14 protein-coding genes are annotated in these 11,879 nt (G+C 71.6%); 11 read left to right on the forward strand and 3 right to left on the reverse strand.

The genetic code is table 11. The annotated features are described in order from the left end of the window. Nucleotides 1-6: 6 nt before the first annotated feature. Entirely contained in the window at nucleotides 7-1,002 is a 996-nt protein-coding gene (locus OHA58_RS26850; RefSeq protein ID WP_405485199.1) for a hypothetical protein, read from the reverse strand. A 142-nt stretch (nucleotides 1,003-1,144) separates the two neighbouring features. Then, the gene (locus OHA58_RS26855) at nucleotides 1,145-2,719 is read right to left on the reverse strand and encodes an oxidoreductase (protein WP_405481915.1); all 1,575 of its coding nucleotides are present in this window, start codon (nucleotides 2,717-2,719) and stop codon (nucleotides 1,145-1,147) included. A gap of 234 nt (nucleotides 2,720-2,953) precedes the next feature. Here OHA58_RS26855 and hisD point away from each other — a divergent pair, with 234 nt between their 5' ends. The 10 genes from hisD (at nucleotide 2,954) to OHA58_RS26905 (ending at nucleotide 10,713) form a co-directional block, all read left to right on the forward strand. Then, a complete protein-coding gene (gene hisD, locus OHA58_RS26860; RefSeq protein WP_405481917.1) occupies nucleotides 2,954-4,273 on the forward strand; it encodes a histidinol dehydrogenase in 1,320 nt (439 codons plus the stop codon). Next, nucleotides 4,252-5,385, forward strand: a complete 1,134-nt coding sequence (locus OHA58_RS26865) for a histidinol-phosphate transaminase (RefSeq protein WP_206301912.1) — start codon at nucleotides 4,252-4,254, stop codon at nucleotides 5,383-5,385. The genes hisD and OHA58_RS26865 overlap by 22 nt, the downstream gene beginning before the upstream one ends. Beyond that, nucleotides 5,382-5,975: an imidazoleglycerol-phosphate dehydratase HisB gene (gene hisB, locus OHA58_RS26870; protein ID WP_266565282.1), complete on the forward strand. Its 594-nt coding sequence runs from the start codon at nucleotides 5,382-5,384 to the stop codon at nucleotides 5,973-5,975. Before OHA58_RS26865 ends, hisB begins: the two co-directional genes overlap by 4 nt. 3 nt (nucleotides 5,976-5,978) lie before the next feature. Then, complete coding sequence (locus tag OHA58_RS26875) at nucleotides 5,979-6,143, forward strand: hypothetical protein (RefSeq protein ID WP_405481918.1); 165 nt, start codon at nucleotides 5,979-5,981, stop codon at nucleotides 6,141-6,143. A gap of 20 nt (nucleotides 6,144-6,163) precedes the next feature. Continuing rightward, nucleotides 6,164-6,826 (forward strand): imidazole glycerol phosphate synthase subunit HisH, encoded by a 663-nt coding sequence (hisH, locus tag OHA58_RS26880; RefSeq protein WP_100592250.1) that lies wholly within the window; start codon nucleotides 6,164-6,166, stop codon nucleotides 6,824-6,826. Further along, entirely contained in the window at nucleotides 6,826-7,554 is a 729-nt protein-coding gene (gene priA / locus OHA58_RS26885; protein WP_116502603.1) for a bifunctional 1-(5-phosphoribosyl)-5-((5-phosphoribosylamino)methylideneamino)imidazole-4-carboxamide isomerase/phosphoribosylanthranilate isomerase PriA, read from the forward strand. Before hisH ends, priA begins: the two co-directional genes overlap by 1 nt. Continuing rightward, nucleotides 7,551-7,952, forward strand: coding sequence for a RidA family protein (locus OHA58_RS26890; RefSeq protein WP_405481920.1), 402 nt, complete (start codon nucleotides 7,551-7,553; stop codon nucleotides 7,950-7,952). Before priA ends, OHA58_RS26890 begins: the two co-directional genes overlap by 4 nt. Beyond that, entirely contained in the window at nucleotides 7,949-8,704 is a 756-nt protein-coding gene (gene hisF, locus OHA58_RS26895) for an imidazole glycerol phosphate synthase subunit HisF (RefSeq protein WP_100592253.1), read from the forward strand. The genes OHA58_RS26890 and hisF overlap by 4 nt, the downstream gene beginning before the upstream one ends. A gap of 159 nt (nucleotides 8,705-8,863) precedes the next feature. Continuing rightward, nucleotides 8,864-9,451, forward strand: a complete 588-nt coding sequence (locus tag OHA58_RS26900) for an ArsR/SmtB family transcription factor (protein WP_405481922.1) — start codon at nucleotides 8,864-8,866, stop codon at nucleotides 9,449-9,451. Nucleotides 9,452-9,465: 14 nt separating this feature from the next. Next, nucleotides 9,466-10,713, forward strand: coding sequence for an MFS transporter (locus tag OHA58_RS26905; RefSeq protein WP_405481923.1), 1,248 nt, complete (start codon nucleotides 9,466-9,468; stop codon nucleotides 10,711-10,713). A 7-nt stretch (nucleotides 10,714-10,720) separates the two neighbouring features. On the opposite strand, the gene OHA58_RS26910 is transcribed toward OHA58_RS26905, so the two are convergent. Next, on the reverse strand, nucleotides 10,721-11,356 hold the full coding sequence (locus OHA58_RS26910) for a TIGR03085 family metal-binding protein (protein WP_405481926.1): 636 nt from the start codon (nucleotides 11,354-11,356) through the stop codon (nucleotides 10,721-10,723). A gap of 139 nt (nucleotides 11,357-11,495) precedes the next feature. Between OHA58_RS26910 and hisI the strand changes: the two genes are divergently transcribed. Beyond that, nucleotides 11,496-11,870 carry a phosphoribosyl-AMP cyclohydrolase gene (hisI, locus tag OHA58_RS26915; RefSeq protein ID WP_100592257.1) on the forward strand — a complete coding sequence of 125 codons (375 nt, stop codon included), beginning with the start codon at nucleotides 11,496-11,498 and terminating at the stop codon, nucleotides 11,868-11,870. Nucleotides 11,871-11,879: the final 9 nt, after the last annotated feature.

The following is an 11,879-nucleotide window of genomic DNA, read 5'->3' on the forward strand; positions in this document are numbered from 1 at the left end:
TCAAGCCTAATGGGAGCCGGAGGTGAGGGATTCGCGAACGGTCCCGCGGCGGCCGAGCGGACGGGCCGCGGCCACCTCGATCCGTACGCCGTCACGCAGTTCCAGGAACTGCCCGAGCGGGTCGTCCGAGATCCGGTCCCAGGGGAACGACGTCGCGTACGGACCGGTCAGGCGCAGTTGTTCCAGGGCGTCGGACCAGCGTTCCAGGCGGACCAGGACGTACGTGAGGAGGTTGCGGACCTCGGCGGGCCAGGGGTCGTCGGCGGCGTACTCGCGGGACAGGGCGATCGCCAGGTCGGCGGCCTCGTCAAGGCGCTCGCGGGACACCTTGGCGGCCGGTCCCGGGCCCTCCCCGCTCGTCAGGTACGCGAACGCGGCCCGCACCGGCAGCGCCTGCACCAGGGATCCCGGCAGGGCGTCCTGGGCCGCGCGCTCGGCGAAGTCGAAGCACTCGCGGTGCGAGCCGTACCAGGCGGCCGACAGGTACTGGAGCGCCGACACATGGCAGCCGTAGTGGTGCGGGGAGCGCCGTATGGCCTCGGCCCAGAGCCTCTCGAAGACGGTGTGCGAGGTGTTCGTGCCGCGCGCGTGGTCGAGGGCGACCCGCCAGGGCACCGGGTCGCCGGGGTCGCCCTCGGCGGCGGCGGTGATCAGCGGTGTCACCTCGCGCAGCAGCTCGGCGCGGGCGGGGGACTCCCAGCCGCGCGCGACCTCCAGCTCGGCCTTGACGAGGAGGGCGTCCGGGTCGTGGGGCGCCGCGAAGCGCCAGTCGTCGAACCATTCGCCGCGGGATCTGGCGAAGGCGGCGAGCCGGGTGACGTAGCGGTCCCGGTTCTCCCACTCGCCGGCCTCGCGGGTGGCGGCGAGCAGCTTGGCGGCCGCCTCGTACTCGCCCCGGCCCGCGGCGACGAGCGCGGGCGCGAGGCGTTCGTCGGGGACGTCCAGGAGGACGTCGTCGTCGGCGGGCAGCCCGGCCGCGAGACCCGAGGTGTGGCGGACCATCCGCGCGGTGCGGATGAGGGCGCGCAGCAGTGCCAAGGTGTGGACCCCGCTCCCCGTCGCTCGGTTGATGGTTGCGCTGGGATGACGGCTGAAATGCGCCCATGGTTGCCCGCGGTCCGGCAAAAAATGCGAGGGTGCCCGGTCAGTTTCTGCGGAGCAGCCGGGTGGCGCCCGCGGCGACCGTCGTGGCGAGGATCCAGCCGAGCAGGATCAGCACGGTCGCGGCCCACTGCCAGCCGCCCCGCAGCTGCCAGTAGCCGTCCTGGCCCAGGTCGATGACCGGCAGGATGAGATCGAGCGAGAACAGGGCCGGACTCCAGTGCGGTGCCTCACCCGGTTTGATGGCCGGATGCGACGCGTGGGAGAAGGCCAGCGTGCTCGCCGCCCACAGCACGGCCATCCACACCGCGGCCCGCCCGGGCCGGTACCCGTAGGCGACCGTCCAGTCCTGGATGTACCCCCAGATCTTCGCGGCCGGCGGCAGCGTCTCGCGGCGGCGGCGCTGCTTGGCGAGCAGCACCTCCCGCGCGTCGGCGTCCTCGCCGCTGTTGCGCAGCACGGTCGCGAGCTTCTCGTACGGCTCCGGGCTGTACTCCGGCGTCGCGGCCGACAGCCACTCGAGGCGCCGCGACAGCGGGAACGGGCCGGAGGGAATGAGGTTCTCGTACGTGAAGCCGCCCACGCGCAGACCGCCGGGGCCCGGCCAGCTCGCCGCCCTGTCGATGAGGTTGACGACCTTCGCGCCGGACAGGACGATCCGCCCGCGCTGCGGCCGCTCGCACAGGAAGCGCAGCTCGGGCGTCTGGATGCGGCGCAGCGACACCTCCTGGTCGTTCTCCAGGTGGAAGCGCGCCTGGTCGAGGTCGACGGCGTCGCCGAACCGGCCGTCGTCGAGCCGCACCCCGCCCTGGCACTCGAAGCGCTGCACGCGGGTGCCGCGGGCCGGTGTCGTGCCGCTGGTCTGGAGCGGATTGCCGACACCGGCGGGGGTCAGGTAGAGGGAGCGTTCGACCGTCAGCTGCGGCGCGTTGAGCGCCCGGCTCCCGTACGCGTTGGAGAGCCGGCTGCCGCGCAGGCTGAGCGAGACGCCGATCTGGGCACCGCGCAGGCTGAGCTCCCCGTGCGTCTCCAGCATCTCGGCCTGGAGGTCCTGTCCGACGGACATGCCGTCCGCCATGATCGACTTGCCGCGCCGGTCGCGGTACACGACGGCCTGGTTGAGCAGCAGGTCTGTGCCGATGTGCGCGTCGGTGAGGCGTACACCGCCGTGGAAGCGGCAGCGCGGCAGATGCAGATCGCCCTCCGTGTGGACGCGGGCGCCCTCCAGGCGGGGGATCGAGCAGTCGACCAGGCGCAGGGTGGTGAACCGGGCCTCGGGAACCAGGATCTCCTTCTCGAAGCGGCACTGCTTCAGCTCGACGTACGGCACGACGCCGCCGCCCGAGACGTCGAGCGCGTCGGTGATCTGTACGCCCTTGAGCTTGAGCGACGCGACACGCCCGGACAGCGCGGGCGGCCCGTCGAGCAGCAGCCAGGCCACGATCCGCGCCCGCACGCTGCGTCCGGGCCCCCAGGCCTGTCCGCCGTGCGGGTCGTCCACGTCCGGGTCGCCCGAGCTCAGGTCGTAGACACTGCCGTTGCGGAAGGCCTGCCACATGCCGATCTCGGCGCCCGTGAGACCGTCCGGCGGGTCACCGATGCCGGTACCGTCGACCACGAATTCTCGTCCTCCCCGTAGACCCCACGGATCCCCGCGGGCCCGTACGTCCCGGTACGGCTCCGCTACTCGTGGGTTTAGTACAACTGTTCATGCCCGCTGAGTGACGGCCTGAACGCTACTGGTGAAGGTCTTCGTCCCGTCCAGCGCGGTGATCCGTATCAGCCATTGATACGGACGTCGGTCGCTCATGTGACGTCTGCGAGAATTGAGCACGTGCTGCAATTTCTGCCGATGGCCCGAATCGATCTGCGCGGCGACGCCCTCCCCGAGGGCCCCGCACTGCGCGACCTGCTGCCCCGAGCCGACTTCGATGTTCAGGCCGCCCTCGAGAAGGTGCGTCCGATCTGCGAGGCCGTGCATCATCGTGGCGACGCGGCACTGATCGACTACGCGGAGCAGTTCGACGGGGTGAAGCTGGAGTCCGTACGGGTTCCCGCCAAGGCCATCCAGGACGCCCTGGAGCAGCTGGACCCCGCCGTCCGCGCGGCCCTGGAGGAGTCGATCCGCCGGGCCCGCATCGTCCACCGCGAGCAGCGCCGCACCACCCACACCACGCAGGTCGTCCCCGGCGGCTCGGTCACCGAGAAGTGGGTGCCCGTCGAGCGCGTCGGCCTGTACGCGCCGGGCGGCCGCTCGGTCTACCCGTCCTCCGTGATCATGAACGTGGTGCCCGCGCAGGAGGCCGGGGTCGAGTCGATCGCCCTCGCCTCGCCGGCCCAGGCCGAGTTCGGTGGCCTCCCGCACCCGACGATCCTGGCGGCGTGCGCGCTGCTCGGCGTCGACGAGGTGTACGCCGCGGGCGGCGCCACGGCCGTCGCGATGTTCGCGTACGGCACCGAGTCCTGCGCCCCGGCGAACATGGTCACCGGCCCCGGAAACATCTGGGTCGCCGCGGCCAAGCGCTACTTCACCGGCCTCATCGGCATCGACGCCGAGGCGGGCCCGACCGAGATCGCGGTCCTCGCGGACGCCACCGCCGACCCGGCGCACGTCGCGTCCGACCTGATCAGCCAGGCCGAGCACGACCCGCTCGCCGCCGCCGTCCTCGTCACCGACTCGGCGGAGCTCGCGGACGCCGTCGAGAAGGAGCTGGAGCCGCAGGTCGCGGCCACCAAGCACATCGACGACCGGATCGTCCCCGCCCTGCGCGGCAGGCAGTCCGCGATCGTCCTGGTCGACGGGGTCGACGAGGGCCTGCGCGTCGTCGACGCGTACGGCGCCGAGCACCTGGAGATCCAGACCGCCGACGCCGCCGCGGTCGCCCAGCGCGTGAAGAACGCCGGCGCGATCTTCGTCGGCCCCTGGGCGCCGGTCTCCCTCGGCGACTACGCCGCGGGCTCCAACCACGTGCTGCCCACCGGCGGCTGCGCCTGCCACTCGTCCGGTCTGTCTGTCCAGTCCTTCCTGCGCGGCATCCACATCGTCGACTACACGCGCGACGCCCTCGCCGACGTCGCCCACCACGTGGTCACGCTCGCCGAGGCGGAGGACCTGCCCGCGCACGGCGCGGCGATCAAGGCAAGGTTCGAATGGAAGGTTCCCGGCCAGTGACCGGCATCGACGATCTGCCCGTGCGGGACGAGCTGCGCGGCAAGTCCCCGTACGGCGCCCCCCAGCTCGACGTACCCGTACGCCTGAACACGAACGAGAACCCCTACCCGCTGCCCGAGCCGCTCGTCGAGCGGATCGCGGAGCGGGTGCGCGAGGCCGCCCGCGACCTCAACCGCTACCCTGACCGGGACGCGGTCCAGCTGCGCACCGAGCTCGCCGGCTATCTCACGCGCACCGGCGGCCACCACGTCGGCATCGAGAACGTCTGGGCCGCCAACGGCTCGAACGAGGTCATCCAGCAGCTCCTGCAGACCTTCGGCGGCCCCGGCCGCAGCGCCATCGGCTTCGAGCCCTCGTACTCGATGCACGCCCTCATTGCGCGCGGCACCGGCACCGGCTGGATCTCCGGGCCGCGCAGCGCGGACTTCACTATCGACGTGGAAGCGTCCGTGAAGGCCATCGCCGAGAACCGCCCGGACGTCGTCTTCATCACGACGCCCAACAACCCCACCGGCAGCGCGGTCCCGCCCGAGACGGTCCTCGCCCTGTACGAGGCCGCGCAGGCGGCCAAGCCGTCCATGGTCGTCGTCGACGAGGCCTACATCGAGTTCAGCCACGGGAAGTCCCTTCTCCCGCTGCTCGAAGGCCGGCCGAACCTCGTCATCTCGCGCACGATGTCGAAGGCGTTCGGCGCGGCGGGCCTGCGCCTCGGCTACCTGGCCGCCGCCCCCGCCGTCGTCGACGCCGTCCAGCTGGTGCGCCTGCCGTACCACCTGTCGGCCGTCACCCAGGCCACGGCACTCGCCGCCCTGGAGCACACCGACACGCTCCTCGGTTACGTCGAGCAGCTGAAGGACGAACGCGACCGCCTGGTGACCGAGTTGCGGGCGGCCGGCTACGAAGTGACCGACTCGGACGCCAACTTCGTGCAGTTCGGCCGGTTCGAAGGCGAAGGCGCCGCGCACGCCGTGTGGCAGAAGATCCTCGACCGGGGCGTCCTGGTCCGGGACAACGGCGTACCCGGGTGGCTGCGTGTCTCCACGGGCACCCCGGACGAGAACGACGCGTTCCTCGATGCGGTACGCGCAATCAAGAAGGAGCGGAACGCATGAGTCGCGTAGGCAGGGTGGAGCGGACCACCAAGGAGACCTCGGTCCTCGTCGAGATCGACCTCGACGGCACCGGCAAGGTCGAAGTCTCCACGGGCGTGGGCTTCTACGACCACATGCTCGACCAGCTCGGCCGCCACGGCCTCTTCGACCTCACGGTCAAGACCGAGGGCGACCTGCACATCGACACGCACCACACCATCGAGGACACCGCCCTCGCGCTCGGAGCCGCCTTCAAGCAGGCGCTCGGCGACAAGGTCGGCATCTACCGCTTCGGCAACTGCACCGTCCCGCTGGACGAGTCGCTCGCCCAGGTCACGGTCGACCTCTCCGGCCGCCCCTACCTGGTGCACACCGAGCCCGAGAACATGGCCCCCATGATCGGCTCCTACGACACGACGATGACCCGGCACATCCTGGAGTCGTTCGTCGCGCAGGCCCAGATCGCGCTGCACGTCCACGTCCCGTACGGGCGCAACGCGCACCACATCGTGGAGTGCCAGTTCAAGGCGCTGGCCCGCGCGCTGCGTTACGCGTCCGAGCACGACCCGCGCGCCGCGGGCATCCTTCCGTCCACGAAGGGCGCCCTCTAACCCATGAACGGCCTCAACACCGTCCTCATCGTCGTCGGTCTCTTCCTGATCGGCGGCGTCATCTCCTTCGTCAAGCAGGGCTTGCCCAAGAGCCTGATCGCGCTGCTCTCCATCGCCGCGGCCATGTGTCTGGTCGCCGGTGTCCTGCGGCTCGACTACTGGAACTGAGGGGCAGGGAGCAGCCAGCCATGACTTCAGCCAAGCCCGCCGGTACAGCCGGCAAGAAGGTCGTCGTCTTCGACTACGGGTTCGGCAACGTCCGTTCCGCCGAGCGTGCCCTGGCCCGCGCGGGCGCGGACGTCGAGATCACCCGCGACTTCGACACCGCACTCAACGCCGACGGCCTCCTCGTCCCCGGCGTCGGCGCCTTCGCCGCCTGCATGAAGGGCCTCAAGGAAGCGCGCGGCGACTGGATCATCGACCGCCGCCTGGCCGGCGGCCGCCCCGTGATGGGCATCTGCGTCGGCATGCAGATCCTCTTCGCGCGCGGTATCGAGCACGGCGTCGAGGCCGAGGGCCTCGACGAGTGGCCCGGCACCGTCGAGCCCCTCAAGGCCGAGATCGTCCCGCACATGGGCTGGAACACGGTCCGCCCGCCGCAGGACACCGAGCTCTTCGCCGGTCTCGACAGCGACGCCCGCTTCTACTTCGTGCACTCCTACGCCGTGCAGCAGTGGGACTTCGAGGTCGGCAACGTCCACATGCGCCCGCCGAAGGTCACCTGGGCCACGCACGGCGAGCCGTTCATCGCCGCCGTCGAGAACGGCGCACTGTGGGCGACACAGTTCCACCCCGAGAAGTCCGGCGACGCCGGCGCCCAGCTCCTCACGAATTGGATCGGAACCCTCTGATGTCCCGCACGCTCGAACTCCTCCCCGCCGTCGACGTCCGCGACGGCCAGGCCGTACGTCTCGTGCACGGCGAGTCCGGCACCGAGACCTCCTACGGTTCCCCGCTCGAGGCCGCCCTCGCGTGGCAGCGCTCCGGCGCCGAGTGGCTGCACCTCGTGGACCTGGACGCCGCGTTCGGCACGGGCGACAACCGCGCCCTGATCGCCGAGGTCGCGCGAGCCATGGACATCAAGGTGGAGCTGTCCGGCGGCATCCGCGACGACGACACGCTCGCCGCCGCGCTCGCCACCGGCTGCACCCGCGTCAACCTCGGCACCGCCGCCCTGGAGACCCCCGAGTGGGTCGCCAAGGTCATCGCCGAGCACGGCGACAAGATCGCGGTGGGCCTCGACGTGCGCGGCACCACGCTGCGCGGCCGCGGCTGGACCCGCGACGGCGGCGACCTCTACGAGACCCTCGCGCGCCTCGACTCCGAGGGCTGCGCCCGCTACGTCGTCACCGACATCGCCAAGGACGGCACGCTGCAGGGCCCGAACCTGGAGCTCCTGCGCAACGTGTGCGCCGTGACCGACCGGCCCGTTGTCGCCTCCGGCGGCGTCTCGTCGCTCGACGACCTGCGCGCCATCTCCGAGCTCGTCCCGCTGGGCGTCGAGGGCTCGATCGTCGGCAAGGCGCTGTACGCGAAGGCCTTCACGCTGGAAGAGGCCCTCGCCGCGGTGGCGTCATGATCGACGGCGTACGCAGGGTCAACTCGGACGGGCCGTGGGAGGAGGCCGTGGGCTACTCGCGCGCGGTCGAACTGCCCAACGGCCTTGTCCTGGTGTCCGGTTGTACGTCCGTGGTCAACGGCGTCATTGACGCGGGAACGCCGTACGAGCAGACGCTCAACGCGTTCCAGGTCGCGTTCGACGCGCTCAAGACTCTGGGGCTCGGGAGCGAGCATGTGGTGCGCACCCGTATGTACATCACCCATGCGCGGGATGTGGACGACGTGGGCCGGGCCCACAAGGAGTTGTTCGATGCCGTCCGCCCCGCCGCATCCATGATCATCGTCTCCGGCTTCATCGACCCGAGCCTGGTCGTCGAGGTCGAGGTGGAGGCGTACCGAGGAGACACACCGTCATGACGCTGGCCGTACGGGTCATCCCCTGCCTGGACGTGGACAACGGCCGGGTCGTCAAGGGCGTCAACTTCCAGAACCTGCGCGACGCGGGCGACCCCGTCGAGATGGCGAAGGTGTACGACGCCGAGGGCGCCGACGAGCTGACGTTCCTCGACATCACGGCGTCCTCCGGCAACCGTGAGACGACCTACGACGTGGTGCGCCGCACCGCCGAACAGGTCTTCATCCCGCTCACCGTCGGCGGCGGCGTCCGCACGGCGGACGACGTGGACAAGCTGCTGCGGGCCGGCGCGGACAAGGTGGGCGTGAACACGGCCGCCATCGCCCGCCCCGAGCTGATCCGCGAGATCGCCGAGCGGTTCGGCCGCCAGGTGCTCGTCCTGTCGGTCGACGCGCGCCGCACGCCGTCCGGCACGTTCGAGGTGACGACGCACGGTGGCCGCAAGTCCGCCGGGATCGACGCCGTCGAGTGGGCGCACGAGGCCGCCGAGCTCGGCGCGGGCGAGATCCTGCTCAACTCGATGGACGCCGACGGCACGAAGGACGGCTACGACATCGAGATGATCGCGGCCGTCCGCAAGCACGTCACGGTGCCCGTGATCGCGTCCGGCGGCGCGGGACGCCTGGAGCACTTCCCGCCCGCGATCGCCGCGGGCGCCGACGCGGTGCTCGCCGCGTCCGTCTTCCACTTCGGCGATCTGCGGATCGGCGAGGTCAAGGAGACGCTGCGCGAGGCGGGTCACCCCGTCCGCTGACACCGGGAGCGCACGCTCTCAGGCCCCGGTCACCCTCAGGGTGGCCGGGGCCTTTTGCTTCGGTTTACTCGGCTTACTTCCGTTTACTTCCGTCCGATGCACAGGATCGGTTGCGCAATTTCTGTTGCGCAATATTTCTTTCGTATCTAGGCTCATGCCATGACCGACGAACAGACCCGCCGCATCACGGACCTCGGCACCCTCAAGGCGCTCGCCCACCCGCTGCGCTCGCAGCTGTACCGCGCCCTGGTCGTCGCCCGCACCGCGACCGCGTCGCAGCTCGCCGAGCAGGTCGACGGGGCTGTCTCGCTGGTCAGCTACCACCTGCGCAAGCTCGCGGACGCCGGGCTCATCGAAGAGGCGCCCGGGGCGCAGCGGGACGGCCGCGAGCGCTGGTGGCAGCCCGCGTCCGACGGCGTCAGCATCCACGAGGCGGACTTCGGCGACGCCCCCGAGAAGGCCGCGGCGCACCAGGCGGCCACCCGGCTCTTCTACGAACAGCGCAGCGAGTTCTACCGCCGCTACCTCGACGAGCGCTCCACCTGGGCCCCCGAGTGGCGCGCCGCGTCCTCGGACTCCGAGGCCCTGATGCCTCTGACGGCGGCCGAACTGACCGAGCTGACAAGTGAGTTGCTCGCCGTCATCAGGAAGTACGACGCGCAGGGCCGCGCCGCACAGGCCGCGGGCGACACCCAAGGGCGCGAGAACGTCGCGCTGCACATGTACGGCTTCCCGTTCCGCGCCTGAGAGGACCACCTCCCATGACCGTGACCGCGCCCCTCACCCACACCCCCGCCCCCGGGAAGCCCGCCCACCGCGACGGCAACGTGCTGCGCTGGCTCGGTGCCTACGGCGCCTCGATGATCGGCGACAACATCTACTACGTCGCCCTGTCCTGGGCGGCCGTCCAGTCGGGCAGCCCTTCGCAGGCCGGGCTCGTCATGGCGGTGAGCGCGGCACCCCGGGCCCTGCTGATGCTCGGCGGGGGAGTGATCGCCGACCGGCTCGGGCCGCGCCGCATCGTCATAGCCAGCGACGCCGTGCGCAGCGCCGCGGTCCTCGGCGTCGCCGGGCTCTTCCTCGCGACCCAGCCGGGCCTGTGGCCGCTCACCTTCCTCGGCCTGGTCTTCGGCATCGTCGACGCCCTCTTCCTGCCGGCCGTCGGCGCACTGCCGGCCCGCGTCACCGGACGCGACCAGCTCGCCCGGGTCCAGGGCATGCGCGGACTCGCGGTCCGCCTCGCCAACGTCGTGGGCGCGCCCCTGGGCGGTCTCGGCGTCGCACTCGGCGGCCCGGCGGCGGCGTTCGGCGCGGCCGGACTGCTGTTCGCGATCTCGTTGCCGCTCCTGATGTCCCTGCGCATCCGGGACCTGCCCGACGACAACGGCAAGAGCGGCGCCCCGGCCAGGAACGGCCTCGCGGACGGCCTGCGCTACATCCGCCGCCACAGCGTCCTCGCCCCGCTGGTCGTCGTCATCGCCCTCAGCGACCTCGGCTTCGTCGGCCCCCTGAACGTCGGCCTGACCCTCCTCGCCGACCAGCGCGGCTGGGGCGCCTCAGGGATGGGCTCGGTGCTCGCCGGGTTTGGCGTCGGCGCGGGCGCGGCCTCGCTGCTCCTCGCCGTCCGCGGCCGGGTACCGCGCGCGGGTCTCGTCCTCGCCGCGACCATGGGAGGCGGCGCCGTCGCCATCGGCGCGCTCGCCTTCGTACCGCACCTCGCCGCCGCGGTCGCCGTCGCGCTGGCCATCGGGCTGCTCGCCGGTCTCAGCGGCGCCCTGTGCGGAGCGCTCACGCAGACCCACGCGGACCCGGCCTACATCGGCCGGGTCACCGCCGTCACGAGCCTGTCCAGCCTCGGCCTCGTCCCGCTCACCATGCCGCTGACCGGCGCGGCCGTCGGCCTGTGGGGCACCGGTCCCGTCTTCGTGGCCAGCGCCGCGATCTGCGCCCTCGCCGGCGTCTACGGCCTGTGCCGCACGCCGCTGCGCCGCGCCGAACTCCCGGCCTGAACCCGCATCAGATCCCGAGCTGCTTCGCCTCGTGCAGCTTCCCGATCGCGTCCTTCTCGCCTTCCGTCTCCACCCGCGCCGCGTCCTGCCGGCCGAACGCGAACAACAGCAGCTCGGCGGGCTCACCGGTCACCGTCACCACGGGCGTGCCCTTGTGCGCCACCGCCGTACGGCCGTCCGGGCGGCGCAGAACCAGGCCGACCGGCGACTTGCGGCCGATCACGCGGGCCATCCGCTCGAGGCGCGACCACAGCACGTCCGCGAAGACCGGGTCGAGCTCGCGCGGCGTCCAGTCCGGCTGCGCGCGGCGCACGTCCTCCGTGTGGACGTAGAACTCGACCGCGTTCGACGCCTCGTCGATCTGCTTGAGGGAGAACGGCGAGAAGCGCGGCGGGCCCGTCCTGATCAGCTGGATCAGCTCGTCATAGGGCTTCTCGGCGAACTCGGCCTGCACCCGCTCCAGACGCTGCGCCAGCTGCTTGATCAGGATCCCGCCCGCGGCGTCCGCACGGCGCTCGCGCACCACCACATGGGCTGCGAGATCACGGGCGTTCCAGCCCTCGCACAGGGTCGGGGCGTCTGGGCCCGCCGCCTCCAACAGGTCGGCGAGGAGGAGTCGTTCACGCTTTGCATGGGTCGACATACGGCCAGCGTACGACCGCATGACCGGTCCGCCCACCCGTCACCCGACCTCCGCCCCTCAACGTGGCGCTCCGCGCCGCTGCTCTCAATCAGTGGACGCCCGCCCGAAAGGGCGCGCGGGGCGCGGCACAATGGTCCCTATGACCAGCACGCCCCCGCCCAGCAGCCTCGACCCCGCCGTCGCCGCCCGCCTCAAGCGCAGCGCCGACGGCCTGGTGCCCGCGATCGCCCAGCAGTACGACACCGGCGAGGTGCTCATGCTGGGCTGGATGGACGACGAGGCGCTGCACCGCACGCTGACGACGGGCCGCTGCACGTACTGGTCCCGCAGCCGCCAGGAGTACTGGGTCAAGGGCGACACCTCCGGTCACTTCCAGCACGTGAAGTCGGTCGCCCTCGACTGCGACGCGGACACCCTCCTGGTGAAGGTCGACCAGGTCGGCGCGGCCTGCCACACCGGCGACCGCACCTGCTTCGACGCGGGCGAGCTGACGGTGACCGGCACCGGCGCCTGAGACCACCGC

Source organism: Streptomyces sp. NBC_00009 (assembly GCF_045040855.1).
In the GTDB taxonomy this organism is placed as follows: domain Bacteria; phylum Actinomycetota; class Actinomycetes; order Streptomycetales; family Streptomycetaceae; genus Streptomyces; species Streptomyces aureus.

Coding starts and splice junctions, on each gene's coding strand:
- OHA58_RS26875 (WP_405481918.1), top strand. CDS start 5,979: ATGAACGGCCTCAACACCGTCCTCATCGTCGTCGGTCTCTTCCTGATC.
- OHA58_RS26905 (WP_405481923.1), top strand. CDS start 9,466: ATGACCGTGACCGCGCCCCTCACCCACACCCCCGCCCCCGGGAAGCCC.
- hisI (WP_100592257.1), top strand. CDS start 11,496: ATGACCAGCACGCCCCCGCCCAGCAGCCTCGACCCCGCCGTCGCCGCC.
- priA (WP_116502603.1), top strand. CDS start 6,826: ATGTCCCGCACGCTCGAACTCCTCCCCGCCGTCGACGTCCGCGACGGC.
- OHA58_RS26910 (WP_405481926.1), bottom strand. CDS start 11,356: ATGTCGACCCATGCAAAGCGTGAACGACTCCTCCTCGCCGACCTGTTG.
- hisB (WP_266565282.1), top strand. CDS start 5,382: ATGAGTCGCGTAGGCAGGGTGGAGCGGACCACCAAGGAGACCTCGGTC.
- hisF (WP_100592253.1), top strand. CDS start 7,949: ATGACGCTGGCCGTACGGGTCATCCCCTGCCTGGACGTGGACAACGGC.
- hisH (WP_100592250.1), top strand. CDS start 6,164: ATGACTTCAGCCAAGCCCGCCGGTACAGCCGGCAAGAAGGTCGTCGTC.
- OHA58_RS26900 (WP_405481922.1), top strand. CDS start 8,864: ATGACCGACGAACAGACCCGCCGCATCACGGACCTCGGCACCCTCAAG.
- OHA58_RS26890 (WP_405481920.1), top strand. CDS start 7,551: ATGATCGACGGCGTACGCAGGGTCAACTCGGACGGGCCGTGGGAGGAG.
- hisD (WP_405481917.1), top strand. CDS start 2,954: ATGGCCCGAATCGATCTGCGCGGCGACGCCCTCCCCGAGGGCCCCGCA.
- OHA58_RS26865 (WP_206301912.1), top strand. CDS start 4,252: ATGGAAGGTTCCCGGCCAGTGACCGGCATCGACGATCTGCCCGTGCGG.
- OHA58_RS26850 (WP_405485199.1), bottom strand. CDS start 1,002: ATGGTCCGCCACACCTCGGGTCTCGCGGCCGGGCTGCCCGCCGACGAC.